Here is a 15,551-nt window from a genome sequence, read left to right on the forward strand (position 1 = left end):
CCCTGCGAGGGTGCCGGCCTTCGTCGTTCGTCAGGCCTTCGTCTTCTGCTTGCGGACGAACAGCGTCTCGGTCTGCTCGAGCTCCATGCCCTTGGTCTCGGGGATCTTCCACAGGACGAAGACGAAGGACAGTGCCGCGAAGAACGCGTAGGCGCCGTAGGTGATCGTCAGCGACCAGTCCGCCAGCTGGGGGAACGTCCACGACACGAGGAAGTTCGCGAGCCACTGAGCGCCCGCGGCGACGCCGAGCGCCTTGCCGCGGATACGGCTGGGGAAGATCTCGCCGAGCAGCACCCATACCAGCGGGCCCCACGAGGCGCCGAACCCGACGACGAAGAGGTTCGCGGCCACGAGGGCGACGGGGCCCCACGCACCGGGAAGCGAGACATCCTGACCCGAGCCCGTCGCGAACGAGAACGCGAGCGCCATCGTGCCGAGCGACAGAGTCATGAGGGCGGAGCCCACGAGCAAGAGCGGCTTGCGCCCGACGCGGTCGACCAGCCAGATGGCGATGAGCGTCACCAGCACGTTGGTGACCGAGGTGATGACCCCGATGAGGAGCGAGTTGCTCTCATCGAATCCGACCGCGCGCCACAGGCTCGTGGAGTAGTAGAAGATGACGTTGATCCCGACGAACTGCTGGAACACCGACAGGATGATGCCGATCCACACGATCGGCTGCAGCCCCAGTGCGGGGCCGGCGAGCGACGCCCCCTTGTTCTTGCGGTCGGTCTCGATCGCGGTGGTGAGATCGTTGACGGTCTTGTCGAGGTCTGCCGGCGGCACCAGGCGCGCGAAGATCGCGCGTGCTTCGTCGGTGCGACCACGCGAAAGCAGGAAGCGCGGCGACTCGGGCATCGTGAACGCCAGGAAGCCGTAGACGGCGGCCGGGATGACGCCGATCAGGAACATCCACCGCCAGGCATCCAGGCCCCACCACAGCATGTTGTCGGCGCTGCCGCCCGCCACGGCGACGAGGAGCGCGTTGCTCAAGAGCGCGGCGAAGATGCCCAGGGTGATGGCGAGCTGCTGCAGCGAGGCGAGGCTCCCGCGGATCTGGCGGGGCGCGACCTCGGCGATATAAGCCGGTGCCACCACCGACGCGATACCGATGCCGAGGCCGCCGAGGATGCGCCAGACGATCAGGTCCAGCACGCTGAAGGTGAGCGCCGACCCGATCGAGGAGATGAGGAACAGGGCGCTGCCGACGATCATGACCTTGAGGCGCCCGTAGCGGTCGGAGAGCGCACCCGCCGCGATCGCGCCGACGGCGCAGCCGATCAGGGCGATCGCGACGACGAAGCCGGTGAGGATCGGCTCTTTGGTGTAATCCGCCTCGATCGAGCGGACCGCGCCGTTGATGACCGACGAATCGAAGCCGAAGAGGAACCCGCCGACGGCCGCTGCGATCGAGAGGACGATCGCCCGCCGCCCGTAGGGACTGCGAAGGGTGAAGGCATTGGCGGGGATCGACTGCGTTTGACTCACCCGCTTCACGGTACTCCTCGCACAGGGGTGAACGGCGGAGGCTGACTACAGTGGAACAATGCCCGTTTCCCTCCTCGGTGCCGCCGAGATCCGCCGGCTCGCCGCCGACCTCGACGTCACACCGACGAAGAAGCTGGGGCAGAACTTCGTCGTCGACGCCAACACGGTGCGCAAGATCGTTCAGGCGGCGAGGGTCTCGGCATCCGATCGGGTGGTCGAGATCGGGCCGGGACTGGGCTCGCTGACGCTCGCGATCCTCGAGGCCGGTGCCTCCGTCGTCGCCGTCGAGATCGATCACCGCCTGGCCGCGCGCCTGCCCGAGACCACGGCCGCGCACGGCGTTGCCGAAGACCGGCTGACGGTCATTGACGCCGACGCTCTCCAGGTGCGCGAGCTGCCCGGCGAGCCCGAAGTGCTCGTCGCGAACCTGCCCTACAACGTCTCGGTTCCCGTCCTCCTGCACTTCCTGGAGACGTTCCCGTTCCTGCGGCGCGGAGTGGTGATGGTGCAGGCGGAGGTGGGGGAGCGCCTCGCGGCCCCTCCCGGGTCGAAGGTGTACGGCGCGCCCAGCGTCAAGGCTGCCTGGTACGGACCGTGGCGCCTGGCGGGAACGGTGTCGCGTCAGGTGTTCTGGCCGGTCCCCAACGTCGACAGCGTCCTCGTCGGGTTCGAGAGGGATGCCGTGCCGCGCGGCGACGAGGAGCTTCGGCGCCGCACCTTCGCGATCGTGGATGCCGCTTTCCAGCAGCGCCGCAAGATGCTGCGCCAGGCGCTCGCGGCGGTGCTGGGCGGTTCCGCCGCCGCCGCGTCCGAGGCGCTCGAGCGCGCCGGCGTGGATCCGACGTCGCGCGGCGAGCAGCTATCGATCGACGACTTCGTCCGCATCGCCGCCCTGTAACCCGGCGCCCCTGGGGCGCGAGTCGCCAAGATTTGTCGCCTGCCGCGGAGCGGCGGCGACAAATCTTGGCGACTCGCGCGTCCGGGACGGGGGAATTCGCGACGTGTTCATCACGCGTTCCCGAAACATGTCTGTAACATTTCGAGCCAACCGGGAGCATCACGCCGGTCAGAGGTCGCACCCGACGACCCGAAGGGAACGAGATGCGCTACGCCGAATACCCGCGCGCCGAACGCGTGCTGCTGCACCTGAGTGACACCCACCTGCGCGCCGGCGGGGCACCGCTGTACGACCACGTCGACTCGGAAGCGCGTCTGGCGCAGGCGGTCGCGGCGATCGAGGCATCCGGTATCCGCCCCGACGGGCTCATCTTCACCGGTGACCTAGCCGACTGGGGTGAGGGCGATGCGTACGCGCGCGTCCGGGCGATCGTCGAACCGGCGGCCGAGCGCATCGGAGCGCCCGTCATCTGGGTCATGGGCAACCACGACGACCGTGCGACGTTCCGCGCGCACCTGCTCCCCGGCGACGACAGCGACCCGACAGCCCCGGTCGACCGCGTCGACGAGGTCAACGGTCTCCGCGTCGTCACGCTCGACACCTCGGTCCCGGGTCACCACCACGGCGAGGTCACCGCCGCGCAACGCGAATGGCTCGCTGAGGTCCTTTCCGTTCCCGCCCCTCTGGGCACGGTCCTCGCGATGCATCACCCACCCGTTCCCAGCGTGCTCGACCTCGCCGCCAGCGTCGAGCTGCGTGATCAGCGCCTCCTGGCCGACGTGCTGCGCGGCAGCGACGTCCGCACGATCCTGGCGGGGCACCTGCACTATTCGACCTTCGCCACGTTCGCGGGGATCCCGGTGTCCGTGGCGTCCGCGACGTGCTACACGCAGGACCTGATGGTCCCCGTCGGCGGCACCCGTCCCCAGGACGGGGCTCAGGGCTTCAACCTCGTCCATGTGTACGACGAGATGATCGTCCATTCGGTCGTGCCGGTGGGGACGGCCGAGGTGCTGCAGTACGTCGACGCGGCGGAGTCGCAGGAACGGCTTCGTGCGGCCGGCATCGCGGTGCCGACCGCACGCGAGCTCAGCGGACGGGTGTCGCCGCCGACGGCGCCTCTGCCGATCCTGCGCTGACCGCGGTCTTCTCCCAGGGCGCGGCCACGGGGAAATAGCGCTCGAGACAAGCGCGAAGCGCCGGCACGCGCACCTCTTCGGGGATCTCGGGCACGCTGCCGTCGTTGAGGCAGAACATGTCGGTGTCACGGCGCGACACCAGGCGCTCCATGCGGCGCAGGGAGTCGAGCTGCGTCGTCTGCACGTACCGCGTGCGCGGCTCGGTCGTGATGACCGCCCGCCCGGTGGCCAGCGCGTAGTAGTGGTAGAGGCTGTTGGTCACCGAGATATCGGTCGCCGACCGGAACCTGCTCGCCGCCGTGCGCGCGTAGTCCTCCGCGAACTCGCGCTCCAGCTCGTACGCGACCGAACGCCGCAGCGGCGTGGCGCAGTGCTCCAGATCGAGGGTGATGACCCGTCCGAACCGTTCCTGGAGCAGTGCGCGATTGACCCGCAGACCGTTGTCGTGCCCGGACCTTCCGACGTGCGTGGGCCCGCTGCCGATGCGGATGCCGCTTTCGACGAACCGGCTGATGCCGGAACCGCTGAAGAACAGTTCGGGGGTGACCGGACGGCCGAAGAACATGTCGTCGTTGCTGTAGAGGAAGTGCTCGGCGAGGCCCGGAATGCGGTGCAGCTGGGCTTCCACCGCGTGCGAGTTGTGGGTCGGCAGCACCGACGGGTCGGCGAAGAACTCCTCGCTGCGCACGATCGTGACCTTGGGGTGATCGGCCAGCCACTCGGGGGTGGGCGAGTCGGTCGCGATGAAGATGCGGCGGACCCAGGGTGCGTACATGTGCACGCTGCGCAGCGCGTAGCGCAGCTCGTCGACCTGGCGGTAGCGGGCGGCGTTGTCGTCGCCGTCGCCGACGACGTAGCCCTTCATTCGTGCCGCACGCTGCCGCTGGAACTCGCTCGAGGACCCGTCGACCCATGAGAAGACCATGTCGACGTCTTCGGTGAACTCGTTCGGGTGCGGGTCGAACATCCCGGCGATCGTCCGCCAGCGTCGCCCGTAGCGCTCGACCTCGACGAGGTCCAGGTCGGCGACGGCGAACGTGCGGCGGGTCAGCGCGCTCGGGCGCGGTGCCTCGACGGTCTGCGCGCCGAAGCGCCACAGTTCGAGGCGCGGCGCGAGAGCGGAACCGTAGCGGTACGACCCCTCCGTCGACGTGCGCGGACGGAAGACGGCATACGCTTCGACCGCGTTGCGGCTCGGTGTCACGCTGTGGGCGGGTACGGGGTCTTCGCCGCGCGCCTTCAGGTAGACGGGGCCGAGGTCGGGGTCGCGCAGCGCCGCGAGCGCGGCATCCGCGTGCGTGGTGTCGACGACCAGTTTCGGTCGGCGGTTGGCATCCCGCACCAGCAGCACGGCGATCCCCGCGGCCTCGATGGCGGCGGCCACCGTGAGGAGGTCGTCTCGCTCGGCGTCCGCGGGGGTCGAGGAGTCGTCGATGACGTGGAGGATGCCGTCGACCATGCGGATGTCGTTCCGCGAGAGGAGGGCGCGCCACGGGTCGGTCTCGACAGAAAGGGGGACCATCGATCGCATACTGTGCCTCCTCGGGGGTGATGGGGGACGATTCGTACACCGTAGGTAGCCGGCGTTACGTCCGCGTTTCGGCGACGGCGCCGAACGGCGGAGGGTGGGGCGCTACTGTCGAAGAGTGACTGAGATCGCCCGTTCCGGCCCGGCCGCCATCGACCCGTCTCTCGCGGGCCGGACGTTCTCGGACCGACGTTCCAGTTTCGCACACCCGGCGGCGTGCGAAGTCCCGGGCGTGGCGGTGCGTCGATGAGCGGTCCGCTTCCCGCGCGCGTGCGCGTGCGCGCGCCCGGAAAGATCAACGTCTTTCTCGAGGTCGGTGACGTCCAGGACGACGGTTATCACGATGTGGCGACCGCGTATCAGGCCGTGTCGCTCTACGAGGAGGTCACCGCGACGGCGTCGGATGACGTCACGATCGAGATCGTCGGCACCTCCACGGTCGACGTCGAGGGCGTGCCCACCGATGAACGCAATCTCGCCGTCCGCGCCGCGCGGATGCTCGCGAGAGTGGCGGGTGTGACGGACGGAGTGCACCTGGCCGTCCGCAAAGCCGTGCCGGTGGCGGGCGGAATGGGGGGCGGGTCCGCCGACGCGGCCGCAGCGCTCGTGGCGTGCGACGCCCTCTGGGGGGTCGGGATGCCGACGGCCGACCTGGCGCGCCTGGCAGCGCGTCTGGGCGCCGACGTGCCGTTCGCGCTGCTCGGGGGCACCGCGGTCGGCACGGGGCGTGGCGACGAGCTGAGTCCCGCTTTGGCGTCCGGCCGCTTCGACTGGGTCCTCGTTCCCAACAGCACCGGCCTGTCGACTCCCGTCGTGTACGGAGAGCTCGATGCGCACCGCGAACGCCATGCCGTCGACATCGGCCGGGCGACCCGGGCGCCGGCCGTCGACCCCGACGTCCTGCACGCCCTGCGACAGGGCGACGCGCAAATGCTCGCCGCCACCGTGCGCAACGACCTCCAAGCGCCCGCGCTGCACCTCCGGCCCGATCTGGCCCGTGTCCTCGAGCGGGGGGAGGGTTCGGGAGCGCTCGCCGGGATCGTCTCGGGCTCTGGACCGACGCTCGCTTTCCTCGCCTCCGACGAGACCGCGGCCATCGACCTCCAGGTCTCCTTGAGTGCTGCCGGGTACCCGGCTCTTCATGTGCACGGGCCGGTCGCTGGCGCACGTGTGGTCTGACCAGGCGGGCACCATAGCCCAGGTCGTCACATGCGGCAATCTGCCATTTCGTGTCGGAGGCCCTCGCTAGCCTCAATCGAGGTGGCCACCCACCGGCGGGCGTTGCGCCCGCAAGCGCCCACGGAAGGGGAATCCCCATGAAGGCAGTACTCGACGGCGTCGTCATCGCCGAAGCGGACCGCAGCGACCTCGTGTCGATCGAGGGCAACTGGTACTTCCCGCCGAGCGCGGTACGGGAAGGTGCCCTGTCGCAGAGCCCGACCCCGTACACGTGCCCGTGGAAGGGGGCGGCCCAGTACTGGAACGTCTCGCTCGACGGAGCCGAGCTCCCCGACGGTGCGTGGTCCTACCCCGACCTCCGACCGGGAGCGGTCGACCGTGTCGGCACCGACTTCGCCGGGTACGTCGCGTTCGACCGGAAGGTCGTGGTCTCCGACTGAGTTCGGACACGCGCATGATCGAGTTCTCGACCGTCTCGAAGGTCTTCCCCGACGGCACTCGTGCTGTCGACGATTTCAGTCTCGTCATCCCCTCCCGAAAGACCACGGTCTTCGTGGGATCGTCGGGATGCGGAAAGACCACGCTCCTGCGGATGATCAACCGCATGGTGGAGCCCTCCGCCGGCACGATCAGCATCGACGGCGACGACATCGCGTCGCGACCCCCGGTGCAGCTGCGGCGCAGCATCGGCTACGTGATGCAGAACTCCGGGCTCCTGCCGCACTTCACCGTCGCCGAGAACATCGCGACGGTGCCCGTTCTTCAGGGTGAGAACCGCAAGAAGGCGCGCACCCGCGCGCTCGAGCTGATGGAGACCGTGGGCCTGGACACCGCGATGGCCGACCGCTATCCCAGCCAGCTCTCGGGCGGTCAGCAGCAGCGCGTCGGCGTCGCGCGGGGCCTCGCGGCCGACCCGAACATCCTTCTCATGGACGAGCCGTTCGGCGCGGTCGACCCGATCGTCCGCGACGAATTACAGCAGGAGCTACTCCGGCTGCAGAGCGACATCGGCAAGACCATCGTCTTCGTCACTCACGACATCGACGAAGCCTTCCTCCTGGGTGACCAGGTGGTGCTGCTCGAGAAGGGCGCCCGGGTCGCCCAGGTCGGGGCTCCGAGCGAGATCATCGAGAACCCGGCGAGCGACTTCGTCGCGAGCTTCATCGGCGCGGTGAAGGGCAAGCGTGCCCTGCGGTTGAAGCAGACCCCCCGGGGCACCGTCGTCGTAGACGCCGAGGGACGCACGCAGGGTGCGCTCGTGGAGGAGCCGCGCGCGTGACCTGGGTCTGGAACAACCTCGACCTCATCGCGGAGCTGACGCTGGTGCATCTGCGTCAGAGCCTCATCGCGCTCGTGGCCGGCTTTCTGCTCAGCATCCCGCTGGGGTGGGTGGCGTGGCGTTACCGGCTCGTACGCAGCGGTGTCATCACCATCACCGGGCTGCTCTACACGATCCCGTCCCTCGCCCTCCTCATCCTGCTTCCGGTCGTGACCGGGTGGTACTCGATCGTGAGCGAGACCAACCTCATCGTGGCCCTCGCGATCTACGCGGTCGCGATTCTCGTCCGCGCGGTCGCCGACGGCCTCGACTCCGTCGACGCCGGGGTGCGGCAGGCGTCCACGGCCGTCGGCTACGGGTCGTTCCGCCGCTTCTGGGCGGTGGAGTTCCCCCTCGCGGGACCCGTGATCCTCGCCGGTCTGCGCGTCGCCTCGGCGAGCACGATCGCTCTGGCCACGGTCGGCATCCTGGTCGGCATCCAGAACATCGGGTACCTGTTCACGAACGGTCTGCAGCGCCGCATCATCCCGGAGGTGTTCGCCGGCGTGATCGCCGTCGTCGTGCTCGCGCTCGTGATCGACCTCCTGCTCGTGGTCCTCGGACGCGTGCTCATGCCGTGGACGCGGCGTGTCCGCACGCGGGCGCCGCGCGCGAACCGGACGGCGGTGGCCGCGTGAACCTCATCGGCGATGCCATCGGCTGGATCTTCTCCGGCGAACCGGGGCGCGGATTCGACAGCATTCCCTCGGCCATCGGGGTGCAGCTGCTGTACACGGTGATCTCCGTGGTGATCGCCGGGGTGATCGCCATCCCCCTCGGCTGGTTCATCGGCCACACCGGAAAGGGCCGCGAGATCGCAGTGGCCGTCTCGGGCGCCGCGCGTGCCATCCCCTCGTTCGGTCTGCTGATCCTGCTCACGCTGCTTCTCGGAGTGCTCCACAAGCCCGAGGCGGCCGTCATCTCGTTCGTCGTGCTGGCGATCCCGTCGCTCTTGGCCGGCGCGTACACGGGGTTCGAGGCCATCGACCGCCGTGTGCTCGACGCGGGGCGGTCGATGGGCATGACCGAGTCGCAGATCCTGTGGCGCATCGAGGTGCCGCTCGGGCTGCCCCTGCTCGTCGGCGGCATCCGTGCGGCGACGCTGCAGGTGCTGGCGACCGTGACGATCGCTGCCTACATCGGTCTGGGTGGGCTCGGGCAGTACATCATCGCGGCCATCCCGCTCCGCCGGTTCGACATCCTCATCGGCGGGGCCATACTGGTCGCCGTGCTCGCCCTCGTCATCGACGGACTGTTCGCCCTGCTGCAGCACCTCGTCGTGCCCCGTGGCATCCGGGCCGCCGGCGCCGCCTCGCCGCGTGCGCGCTCGGCGCGCGAGCGCCGCGCCGAGGCCGTTGCGGTCGGCGCCCCCGCGTCCCCGCCCACGACCACCTGACTCACCCGACTCCCACCACCAGAAAGAGGAACCCATGTTCACAGCACGAACTCGCAAGGGCCTCGGCGTCTTCGCCGGGCTCGCGGTCGCCTCGCTCGCCCTCGCCGGCTGCGGCGGCTCGAGCGACCCTCTGAGCGATGGCGGCGACGCCAGCGCGTCCGCCGATGAGATCGTCGTCGGCTCGCAGGCGTACTTCTCGAACGAGATCATCGCCGAGATCTACGCTCAGGCCCTCGAGAACGAGGGGCTCACGGTCAAGCGCCAGTTCCAGATCGGTCAGCGCGACGCCTACATTCCGCTGCTCGAGGACGGCACCATCACCGTGTTCCCGGAGTACAGCGGCAACCTGCTGCAGTTCTTCGACGAGGAGACCACGGCTCGCACCGCCGACGAGGTCTACGCCGCTCTGCCCGACGCTCTGCCCGAGGGCCTCGAGGTCCTCGACCAGTCCTCGGCGACCGACCAGGACTCGTACACGGTCACCGCGGCCTTCGCTGAAGCCAACGGCCTGACCACCATCGCCGACCTGGCGAAGGTCACGACGGGGCTGACCCTCGGTGGCAACGCCGAACTCGCCGAGCGCCCCTACGGCCCCGAGGGGCTGAAGGCGACCTACGGCGTGGACGTGCAGTTCTCGCCCACCGGTGAGACGACGGTCGACGACCTCGTCGCCGGCACGATCCAGGTCGCGAACGTCTACACCGCCGACCCCCGCATCCAGACGGACGACCTCGTCACGCTGGAAGACCCCGAGGGCCTCTTCCTCGCTTCGAACGTCGTTCCGGTCGTGAACTCGAGCGTCGCGTCGCAGGTGTCCGACATCCTGAACAAGGTCAGCGCCGCGCTGACCCCCGAGGGGCTCGTGGAGCTCAACGTGAAGTCGACCGTCGACCAGGAGTCGCCGGCCGACATCGCCGAGGCCTGGCTCGCCCAGAACGACCTCTGAGGTCGTAGCCGCGCCCCGCGGGGCCGTCCGGTCATCCGGGCGGCCCCGTTTCGCGTGTGCGCGCGCTGCTGGCGTCCGTGTTCTCCCCAGCTCGCCTCATCGATGGTCGTCTCGCGGACGGGATGCCGGATGCCAGCAGGCGGGGACAGGGCGGAAGCACGCCGCGTCCGCGCCGCGTAGCCTGGGACGGATATGGCACATCTGCTCGGGGGCGAAGCCCTGCACCTGGAATACCCGACCAAGGTCGTGTTCGACTCCGTCTCGCTCGGCGTGAACGAGGGCGACCGCATCGGCATCGTCGGCCGCAACGGCGACGGCAAGTCGAGCCTGCTCGGGATGCTCGCCGGGATTCGCGAACCCGACGGTGGTCGTGTGACCGTGCGCGGGGGAGTGACGGTCGGCGTCCTCGATCAGCAGGACACCCTCGACGACGACGACACCATCGGCCGCGCGGTCGTCGGCGACCGGGCCGAGCACGAGTGGGCGGGTGACGCCCGCACGCGCGACGTGATCGCAGGGCTCTTGGGCGACCTCCCCTGGGACGCCCGACTCGGGGATCTGTCCGGTGGCCAGCGCCGCCGTGTCGCGCTCGCGCGGCTCCTCTCGGGCGACTGGGACGTGCTGTTCCTCGACGAGCCCACCAACCACCTCGACGTCGAGGCCATCACGTGGCTCGCGGGGCATCTGAAGAAGCGGTGGGCGCCGAACGCGGGCGGTCTGCTCGTCGTCACGCACGACCGGTGGTTCCTCGACGAGGTGTGCAACACGACGTGGGAGGTGCACGACCGGATCGTCGAGCCCTTCGAGGGCGGCTATGCGGCCTACATCCTGCAGCGCGTCGAGCGCGACCGTCAGGCGGCCGCGATCGAGCAGCGTCGGCAGAACCTCGCCCGCAAAGAGCTCGCGTGGCTGCGACGCGGCGCACCGGCGCGCACGTCCAAGCCGAAGTTCCGCATCGATGCCGCGAACGAGCTGATCGCCGACGTCCCCGAGCTGCGCGACCGTGTCGCACTGCAGTCGCTCGCCGTCGCCCGCCTCGGCAAGGACGTCGTCGACCTCCTCGACGCGGGCGTGACGTACGGCGACCACACGGTGCTGCGCGACGTGGAGTGGCGCATCGCCCCGGGGGAGCGCACCGGCATCCTGGGCGTGAACGGCGCCGGCAAGTCCACGCTGCTCGGCCTCGTGTCCGGCACCATCGAGCCCACCACGGGTCGGGTGAAGCGCGGGAAGACGGTCAAGGTCGCGACCCTGACGCAGCGTCTCGACGAGCTGGAGCAACACCTCGACGACCCGGTCCGCGTCGTGATCTCGCGCTTGCGCACCACCTACACGTTCGGCGCCGGGTCGAAGGCGCAAGAGCTGACCCCCGGACAGCTCCTCGAGCGCCTCGGCTTCTCGAGCGCCCAGCTCTCCACACCCGTGAAGGATCTCTCGGGCGGGCAGAAGCGCCGCCTGCAGCTGCTGCTGATCCTGCTCGACCAGCCGAACGTCCTCATCCTCGACGAGCCCACCAACGACCTCGACACCGACATGCTCGCCGCGATGGAAGACCTCCTCGATTCCTGGTCGGGCACGCTCATCGTCGTCTCGCACGACCGCTACTTCCTGGAGCGGGTCACCGACCAGCAGTTCGCGATCCTCGATGCGCGCCTGCGTCACCTCCCCGGAGGCGTCGACGAGTATCTGCGTCTGCGGGCGATCCAGGATGCCGAGCCCCGGCGCTCGACGAGCACGGAGGTCGTGGCATCCGCGGGTCTGCAGGGTGCGGAGCTGCGCGCCGCGCAGAAGGAGGCATCCGCGACCGAGCGCAAGATCGAGAAGCTGCAGGCTCAGATCGATCGGGCCAAAGCCGCGCTGGCCGATCACGACCAGTCGGACTACGTCGGGCTCGGGAAGGAGATGCAGCGCATCTCGGAGTGGGAGTCCGAGCGCGACGAGCTCGAGCTGCGCTGGTTCGAGCTCACCGAGGCGATCGGCTGACCGCGACCGATCCGGGCGTCAGTGGAAGCCGTACTCCAGGATCACGATGAAGATGCCCAGCATCGCGGTCGCCAGGGCTCCGAGGATGCGGCCGAGGACCGGCGCCCGGCGGCTCTGGAAGGCGTGGTAGCCGAGGATGGCCAGCACGATGAACGCTGTCAGCAGGCAGTTGTCCACGGCGTCGGCGAGGGTGGCCCCGGTCAGGTCGGACACGACCAGGACGATGATCGAGGGCACCGAGGCGTAGAGCATCCCGGCGCCGTGGCGGAGGGCGTTGCGTGTGGCCGCACGGAAGCCGTGCTCGGAATGCTCGGTGAGGGTGTGGGCGAAGACGTGCGCGATGAAGAAGACGATGAGACTCGCAACGGAGGTCGCCAGCATGTCCTCGATGCTCTCGGCGTGGTCTTCGGCGATCGTCACGAGGGCCGTGAAGACGATCAGGCCGTAGATGGCGGCGGGTGAGCGGAACCGGACGTCGAGCCACGTGACGATGCGTCGCCAGACCGACGGTGACGTCGCCGGGGCGCTCACGCGTCGAACCCCAGACTGAGCTTGCGCAGCAACGTGGCCAGGCGGTCACGGTCGGCGCGGGAAAGGCTCTCCAGCAGCAGCGCCTCGGCGTCGACGAGGCGGGTGATCGCGGCATCCACGCGCACGCGACCGTCTTCGGTCAGGGTCACCAGAATGCTCCGTCCATCGCCCGGATCGGCTTCTCTCCGCACGAACCGGCGGGCGACGAGCCGGTCGATGCGGTTGGTCATCGTGCCGCTGGAGACCAGGGTCTGCTGCAGCAGCTGCTTGGGGCTGAGCTGGTAGGGCTCGCCGGCGCGACGAAGTGCCGAGAGCACGTCCCACTCCCAGGACTCGATGTCGCTGCGGCGGAACGCCTCTTTCCGGGCGATGTCGAGGTGCCGTGACAGGCGCGCGACGCGCGAGAGCACCTCGAGCGGCGAGAAGTCGAGGTCGGGTCGCTGGCGCACCCAGGCCTCGACGATGCGATCGACCTCGTCGCTGTCCCGGCTCACGTGTTCATTATGTCGAGAACGTTCCGGCGTCGCGGTCTGGCAGACTTGACCGGTGCCCGCGGGCACGGTCCGCCGTGGTGTAACGGCAGCACGACAGCCTTTGGAGCTGTGAGGTTCAGGTTCGAATCCTGGCGGCGGAGCATGACATCAACGACCGATCTCGCCGTCGTGGTGCTCGCGGCGGGGCAGGGCACCCGCATGCGTTCGCGCACCCCTAAGATCCTGCACACGGTGGGCGGGAGGCCGCTCGTCGGGCACGTGCTCGACACCGCCGCAGCCCTGGATCCGGCGCGCATCGTCGTGGTCGTGCGGCACGAACGCGAGCGCGTGGCCGAGACCGTCGCCGAGCTGGCGCCCGGGGTCGTCATCGTCGATCAGGACGAGGTGCCGGGCACCGGGCGCGCGGTCGAGGCCGCTCTCGGCGCACTCGAGGACTTCACGGGCGACGTGCTGGTGCTCAGCGGCGATGTTCCGCTGCTGCAGGCGCACACGCTCACCGATCTCGTCGCGGCCCACCGGGCCGGCGGCACGGCCGTGACCCTGCTCACCGCGCACGTGGACGATCCGCAGGGCTACGGCCGGATCATTCGCGACGACACCGACGGTGTGCGCCGCATCGTCGAGCAGAAGGATGCCACGGCCAATGAGGCCGCGGCCCGCGAGATCAACGTCGGGGTCTACGTCTTCCAGGTGTCGCCGCTGCGCGACCACCTCGCGCGCGTCGGCACCGCCAACGCGCAGGGCGAGAAGTATCTGACCGACGTCGTGGCGTTGCTGCGCGATGCGCAGCTGGGGGTCGCGGCATCCGTCACCCCCGATGCGGGTGCGGCCCTCGGGGTGAACGACCGCATCCAGCTGTCGGAGGCCGGGCGCACGCTCAACGAGCGCACCGTGCGGCACTGGCAGCGCGAGGGTGTCACGGTCGTCGACCCGGCCACGACGTGGATCGACGTCACCGCCGTGCTGGCCCCCGACGTGACGATCCTGCCCAACACCCACGTCCGTGGTGCGACGGTCGTCGCCGCGGGAGCGACTATCGGACCCGACACGAGCCTGGTGGACTGCGAGGTCGGCGAGGATGCCACCATCACCCGCACCGACGCGACCCTCGCGGTCGTGGCGGCGGGGGCGACCGTCGGCCCGTTCGCGTACCTGCGCCCCAACGCGCGCGTGGGGGTGGGCGGCAAGGTCGGCACGTTCGTCGAGGTGAAGAACTCCTCCATCGGCGAGGGCAGCAAGGTGCCGCACCTGTCGTACATCGGCGACACCGAGATCGGCCGTGGCGTGAACCTCGGGGCCGGGGCGATCACGGCGAACTACGACGACATCGCCAAGCATCGCACCGTCATCGGCGACGAGGTGCACAGCGGCTCGCACAACGTGTTCGTGGCGCCGGTTACCATTGGAGACGGCGCCAAGACCGGCGCCGGCGCGGTGATCCGCAAGGATGTGCCGGCCGGTGCGCTGGCCCTCAGCGTTGCACCCCAGCGGAACATCGAGGGGTGGGTCGAGAAGAATCGACCGGGCACGGCCGCGGCGGACGCTGCAGCGCGTGCTCGGGATGAACAGGAAGCGCGCGATGGCTCGTAAGAAGAACCGTGTAGATCTCGACCGCGACAACGGCATCGCCCCCGGGCTCGTCGCCAAGACCAAGAAGCGGCTCGTGGTCGCCTCCGGGAGGTCGCACCCCGAGCTGGCGCACGAGGTGGCCCGTCATCTCGGCACGGAGCTCGCTCCCACCGAGCACCGCACCTTCGCCTCGGGCGAGATCTACACCCGGTTCGAGGTGTCGATCCGCGGGTGTGACGTGTTCGTCGTCCAGTCGTTCGGCCCGCCGGTGAACGAGTGGCTCATGGAGCTGCTCATCATGCTCGACGCCCTCAAGCGCGCGTCGGCCAAGCGCATCACGGTCGTCGCGCCGTACTTCCCCTACTCTCGCCAGGACAAGAAGGGACGCGGCCGCGAGCCCATCAGCGCGCGCCTCGTCGCCGACCTGCTGAAGACCGCGGGCGCCGACCGCATCATGAGCGTCGACCTCCATGCCGCTCAGATCCAGGGCTTCTTCGACGGCCCCGTCGACCACCTGTTCGCCAAGCCGGTCCTCCTCGAGCACTTCGAGCAGGGTCTCACCGGCGAGGACCGCGAGACCCTGACGGTGGTCTCGCCCGACATGGGCCGGGTTCGTGTCGCCGACACGTGGTCCGACAGCCTCGGCGCGCCGCTGGCCATCATTCACAAGCGCCGCGACCCGAAGGTCGCCAACCAGGTCTCGGTGCACGAGATCGTCGGTGACGTGACCGGCCGCACCTGCCTGCTCGTCGACGACATGATCGACACCGGTGGCACGATCCAGAAGGCGGCGCAGGCCCTCAAGGCGAACGGGGCGCGCAAGGTCATCGTGGCCGCGACGCACGCGATCTTCAGCGACCCGGCGAGCGAGCGGCTCCAGGATGCCGCGATCGACGAGGTCGTCGTCACGGACACCGTGCCGCTGCCGCCGGAGCGTCGCTTCCCGGGGCTCACGGTGCTGCCGATCGCGCCGCTGCTCGCGCGCGCCATCCACGAGGTCTTCGAGGACGGCTCGGTGACGAGCATGTTCGGCGGCGACGCCTGAGACTCACGGCGTGCTCAAAGGTTCGGCGAAGACTGAA

15 protein-coding genes and 1 tRNA gene are annotated in these 15,551 nt (G+C 69.5%); 12 read left to right on the forward strand and 4 right to left on the reverse strand.

What is annotated here, in order from left to right; translation table 11 throughout:
* Positions 1 to 30: 30 nt before the first annotated feature.
* A complete protein-coding gene (locus MHY30_RS00060; RefSeq protein WP_239272795.1) occupies positions 31 to 1,488 on the reverse strand; it encodes a sugar porter family MFS transporter in 1,458 nt (485 codons plus the stop codon).
* A gap of 58 nt (positions 1,489 to 1,546) precedes the next feature.
* Between MHY30_RS00060 and rsmA the strand changes: the two genes are divergently transcribed.
* Positions 1,547 to 2,386, forward strand: a complete 840-nt coding sequence (gene rsmA / locus MHY30_RS00065) for a 16S rRNA (adenine(1518)-N(6)/adenine(1519)-N(6))-dimethyltransferase RsmA (RefSeq protein WP_239272796.1) — start codon at positions 1,547 to 1,549, stop codon at positions 2,384 to 2,386.
* A gap of 203 nt (positions 2,387 to 2,589) precedes the next feature.
* Complete coding sequence (locus tag MHY30_RS00070) at positions 2,590 to 3,525, forward strand: phosphodiesterase (RefSeq protein ID WP_239272797.1); 936 nt, start codon at positions 2,590 to 2,592, stop codon at positions 3,523 to 3,525.
* Here MHY30_RS00070 and MHY30_RS00075 read toward each other — a convergent pair.
* Positions 3,476 to 5,056 (reverse strand): stealth family protein, encoded by a 1,581-nt coding sequence (locus tag MHY30_RS00075; protein ID WP_239272798.1) that lies wholly within the window; start codon positions 5,054 to 5,056, stop codon positions 3,476 to 3,478. The two genes, MHY30_RS00070 and MHY30_RS00075, sit on opposite strands and share 50 nt — an antisense overlap.
* Positions 5,057 to 5,299: 243 nt before the next feature.
* On the opposite strand from MHY30_RS00075, the gene MHY30_RS00080 reads away from it, so the two are divergent.
* The 7 genes from MHY30_RS00080 (at position 5,300) to MHY30_RS00110 (ending at position 11,875) form a co-directional block, all read left to right on the forward strand.
* Complete coding sequence (locus MHY30_RS00080) at positions 5,300 to 6,232, forward strand: 4-(cytidine 5'-diphospho)-2-C-methyl-D-erythritol kinase (protein WP_239272799.1); 933 nt, start codon at positions 5,300 to 5,302, stop codon at positions 6,230 to 6,232.
* A gap of 137 nt (positions 6,233 to 6,369) precedes the next feature.
* Positions 6,370 to 6,672, forward strand: coding sequence for a DUF427 domain-containing protein (locus MHY30_RS00085; protein ID WP_239272800.1), 303 nt, complete (start codon positions 6,370 to 6,372; stop codon positions 6,670 to 6,672).
* Between the two features lie 14 nt (positions 6,673 to 6,686).
* Positions 6,687 to 7,511: an ABC transporter ATP-binding protein gene (locus MHY30_RS00090; protein ID WP_239272801.1), complete on the forward strand. Its 825-nt coding sequence runs from the start codon at positions 6,687 to 6,689 to the stop codon at positions 7,509 to 7,511.
* Positions 7,508 to 8,188, forward strand: a complete 681-nt coding sequence (locus MHY30_RS00095; RefSeq protein WP_239272802.1) for an ABC transporter permease — start codon at positions 7,508 to 7,510, stop codon at positions 8,186 to 8,188. Before MHY30_RS00090 ends, MHY30_RS00095 begins: the two co-directional genes overlap by 4 nt.
* Positions 8,185 to 8,946, forward strand: a complete 762-nt coding sequence (locus tag MHY30_RS00100) for an ABC transporter permease (protein ID WP_239272803.1) — start codon at positions 8,185 to 8,187, stop codon at positions 8,944 to 8,946. Before MHY30_RS00095 ends, MHY30_RS00100 begins: the two co-directional genes overlap by 4 nt.
* Before the next feature lie 34 nt (positions 8,947 to 8,980).
* Positions 8,981 to 9,892, forward strand: a complete 912-nt coding sequence (locus MHY30_RS00105) for an ABC transporter substrate-binding protein (protein ID WP_239272804.1) — start codon at positions 8,981 to 8,983, stop codon at positions 9,890 to 9,892.
* A gap of 192 nt (positions 9,893 to 10,084) precedes the next feature.
* Entirely contained in the window at positions 10,085 to 11,875 is a 1,791-nt protein-coding gene (locus MHY30_RS00110) for an ABC-F family ATP-binding cassette domain-containing protein (RefSeq protein ID WP_239272805.1), read from the forward strand.
* Between the two features lie 18 nt (positions 11,876 to 11,893).
* Here MHY30_RS00110 and MHY30_RS00115 read toward each other — a convergent pair whose 3' ends face one another.
* Both MHY30_RS00115 and MHY30_RS00120 read right to left on the reverse strand, forming a co-directional pair.
* Positions 11,894 to 12,406, reverse strand: a complete 513-nt coding sequence (locus tag MHY30_RS00115; protein ID WP_239272806.1) for a hypothetical protein — start codon at positions 12,404 to 12,406, stop codon at positions 11,894 to 11,896.
* Positions 12,403 to 12,900 (reverse strand): MarR family winged helix-turn-helix transcriptional regulator, encoded by a 498-nt coding sequence (locus tag MHY30_RS00120; protein ID WP_239272807.1) that lies wholly within the window; start codon positions 12,898 to 12,900, stop codon positions 12,403 to 12,405. Before MHY30_RS00120 ends, MHY30_RS00115 begins: the two co-directional genes overlap by 4 nt.
* 68 nt (positions 12,901 to 12,968) lie before the next feature.
* Here MHY30_RS00120 and MHY30_RS00125 point away from each other — a divergent pair.
* The 3 genes from MHY30_RS00125 (at position 12,969) to MHY30_RS00135 (ending at position 15,514) form a co-directional block, all read left to right on the forward strand.
* Positions 12,969 to 13,040, forward strand: a tRNA-Gln gene (locus MHY30_RS00125).
* A gap of 1 nt (position 13,041) precedes the next feature.
* Entirely contained in the window at positions 13,042 to 14,490 is a 1,449-nt protein-coding gene (gene glmU, locus MHY30_RS00130) for a bifunctional UDP-N-acetylglucosamine diphosphorylase/glucosamine-1-phosphate N-acetyltransferase GlmU (protein WP_239272808.1), read from the forward strand.
* Complete coding sequence (locus tag MHY30_RS00135; protein WP_239272809.1) at positions 14,480 to 15,514, forward strand: ribose-phosphate diphosphokinase; 1,035 nt, start codon at positions 14,480 to 14,482, stop codon at positions 15,512 to 15,514. Before glmU ends, MHY30_RS00135 begins: the two co-directional genes overlap by 11 nt.
* Positions 15,515 to 15,551: the final 37 nt, after the last annotated feature.

The sequence above is a fragment of the Microbacterium sp. ACRRU genome, assembly GCF_022346945.1.
GTDB lineage: Bacteria > Actinomycetota > Actinomycetes > Actinomycetales > Microbacteriaceae > Microbacterium > Microbacterium mcarthurae.

What these genes read in the sequence shown, in the direction of transcription:
- MHY30_RS00110 (WP_239272805.1), top strand. Translation starts at nt 10,085, where the DNA reads ATGGCACATCTGCTCGGGGGCGAAGCCCTGCACCTGGAATACCCGACC.
- MHY30_RS00105 (WP_239272804.1), top strand. Translation starts at nt 8,981, where the DNA reads ATGTTCACAGCACGAACTCGCAAGGGCCTCGGCGTCTTCGCCGGGCTC.
- MHY30_RS00080 (WP_239272799.1), top strand. Translation starts at nt 5,300, where the DNA reads ATGAGCGGTCCGCTTCCCGCGCGCGTGCGCGTGCGCGCGCCCGGAAAG.
- MHY30_RS00070 (WP_239272797.1), top strand. Translation starts at nt 2,590, where the DNA reads ATGCGCTACGCCGAATACCCGCGCGCCGAACGCGTGCTGCTGCACCTG.
- MHY30_RS00135 (WP_239272809.1), top strand. Translation starts at nt 14,480, where the DNA reads ATGGCTCGTAAGAAGAACCGTGTAGATCTCGACCGCGACAACGGCATC.
- MHY30_RS00085 (WP_239272800.1), top strand. Translation starts at nt 6,370, where the DNA reads ATGAAGGCAGTACTCGACGGCGTCGTCATCGCCGAAGCGGACCGCAGC.
- MHY30_RS00090 (WP_239272801.1), top strand. Translation starts at nt 6,687, where the DNA reads ATGATCGAGTTCTCGACCGTCTCGAAGGTCTTCCCCGACGGCACTCGT.
- MHY30_RS00075 (WP_239272798.1), bottom strand. Translation starts at nt 5,056, where the DNA reads ATGCGATCGATGGTCCCCCTTTCTGTCGAGACCGACCCGTGGCGCGCC.
- rsmA (WP_239272796.1), top strand. Translation starts at nt 1,547, where the DNA reads ATGCCCGTTTCCCTCCTCGGTGCCGCCGAGATCCGCCGGCTCGCCGCC.
- glmU (WP_239272808.1), top strand. Translation starts at nt 13,042, where the DNA reads ATGACATCAACGACCGATCTCGCCGTCGTGGTGCTCGCGGCGGGGCAG.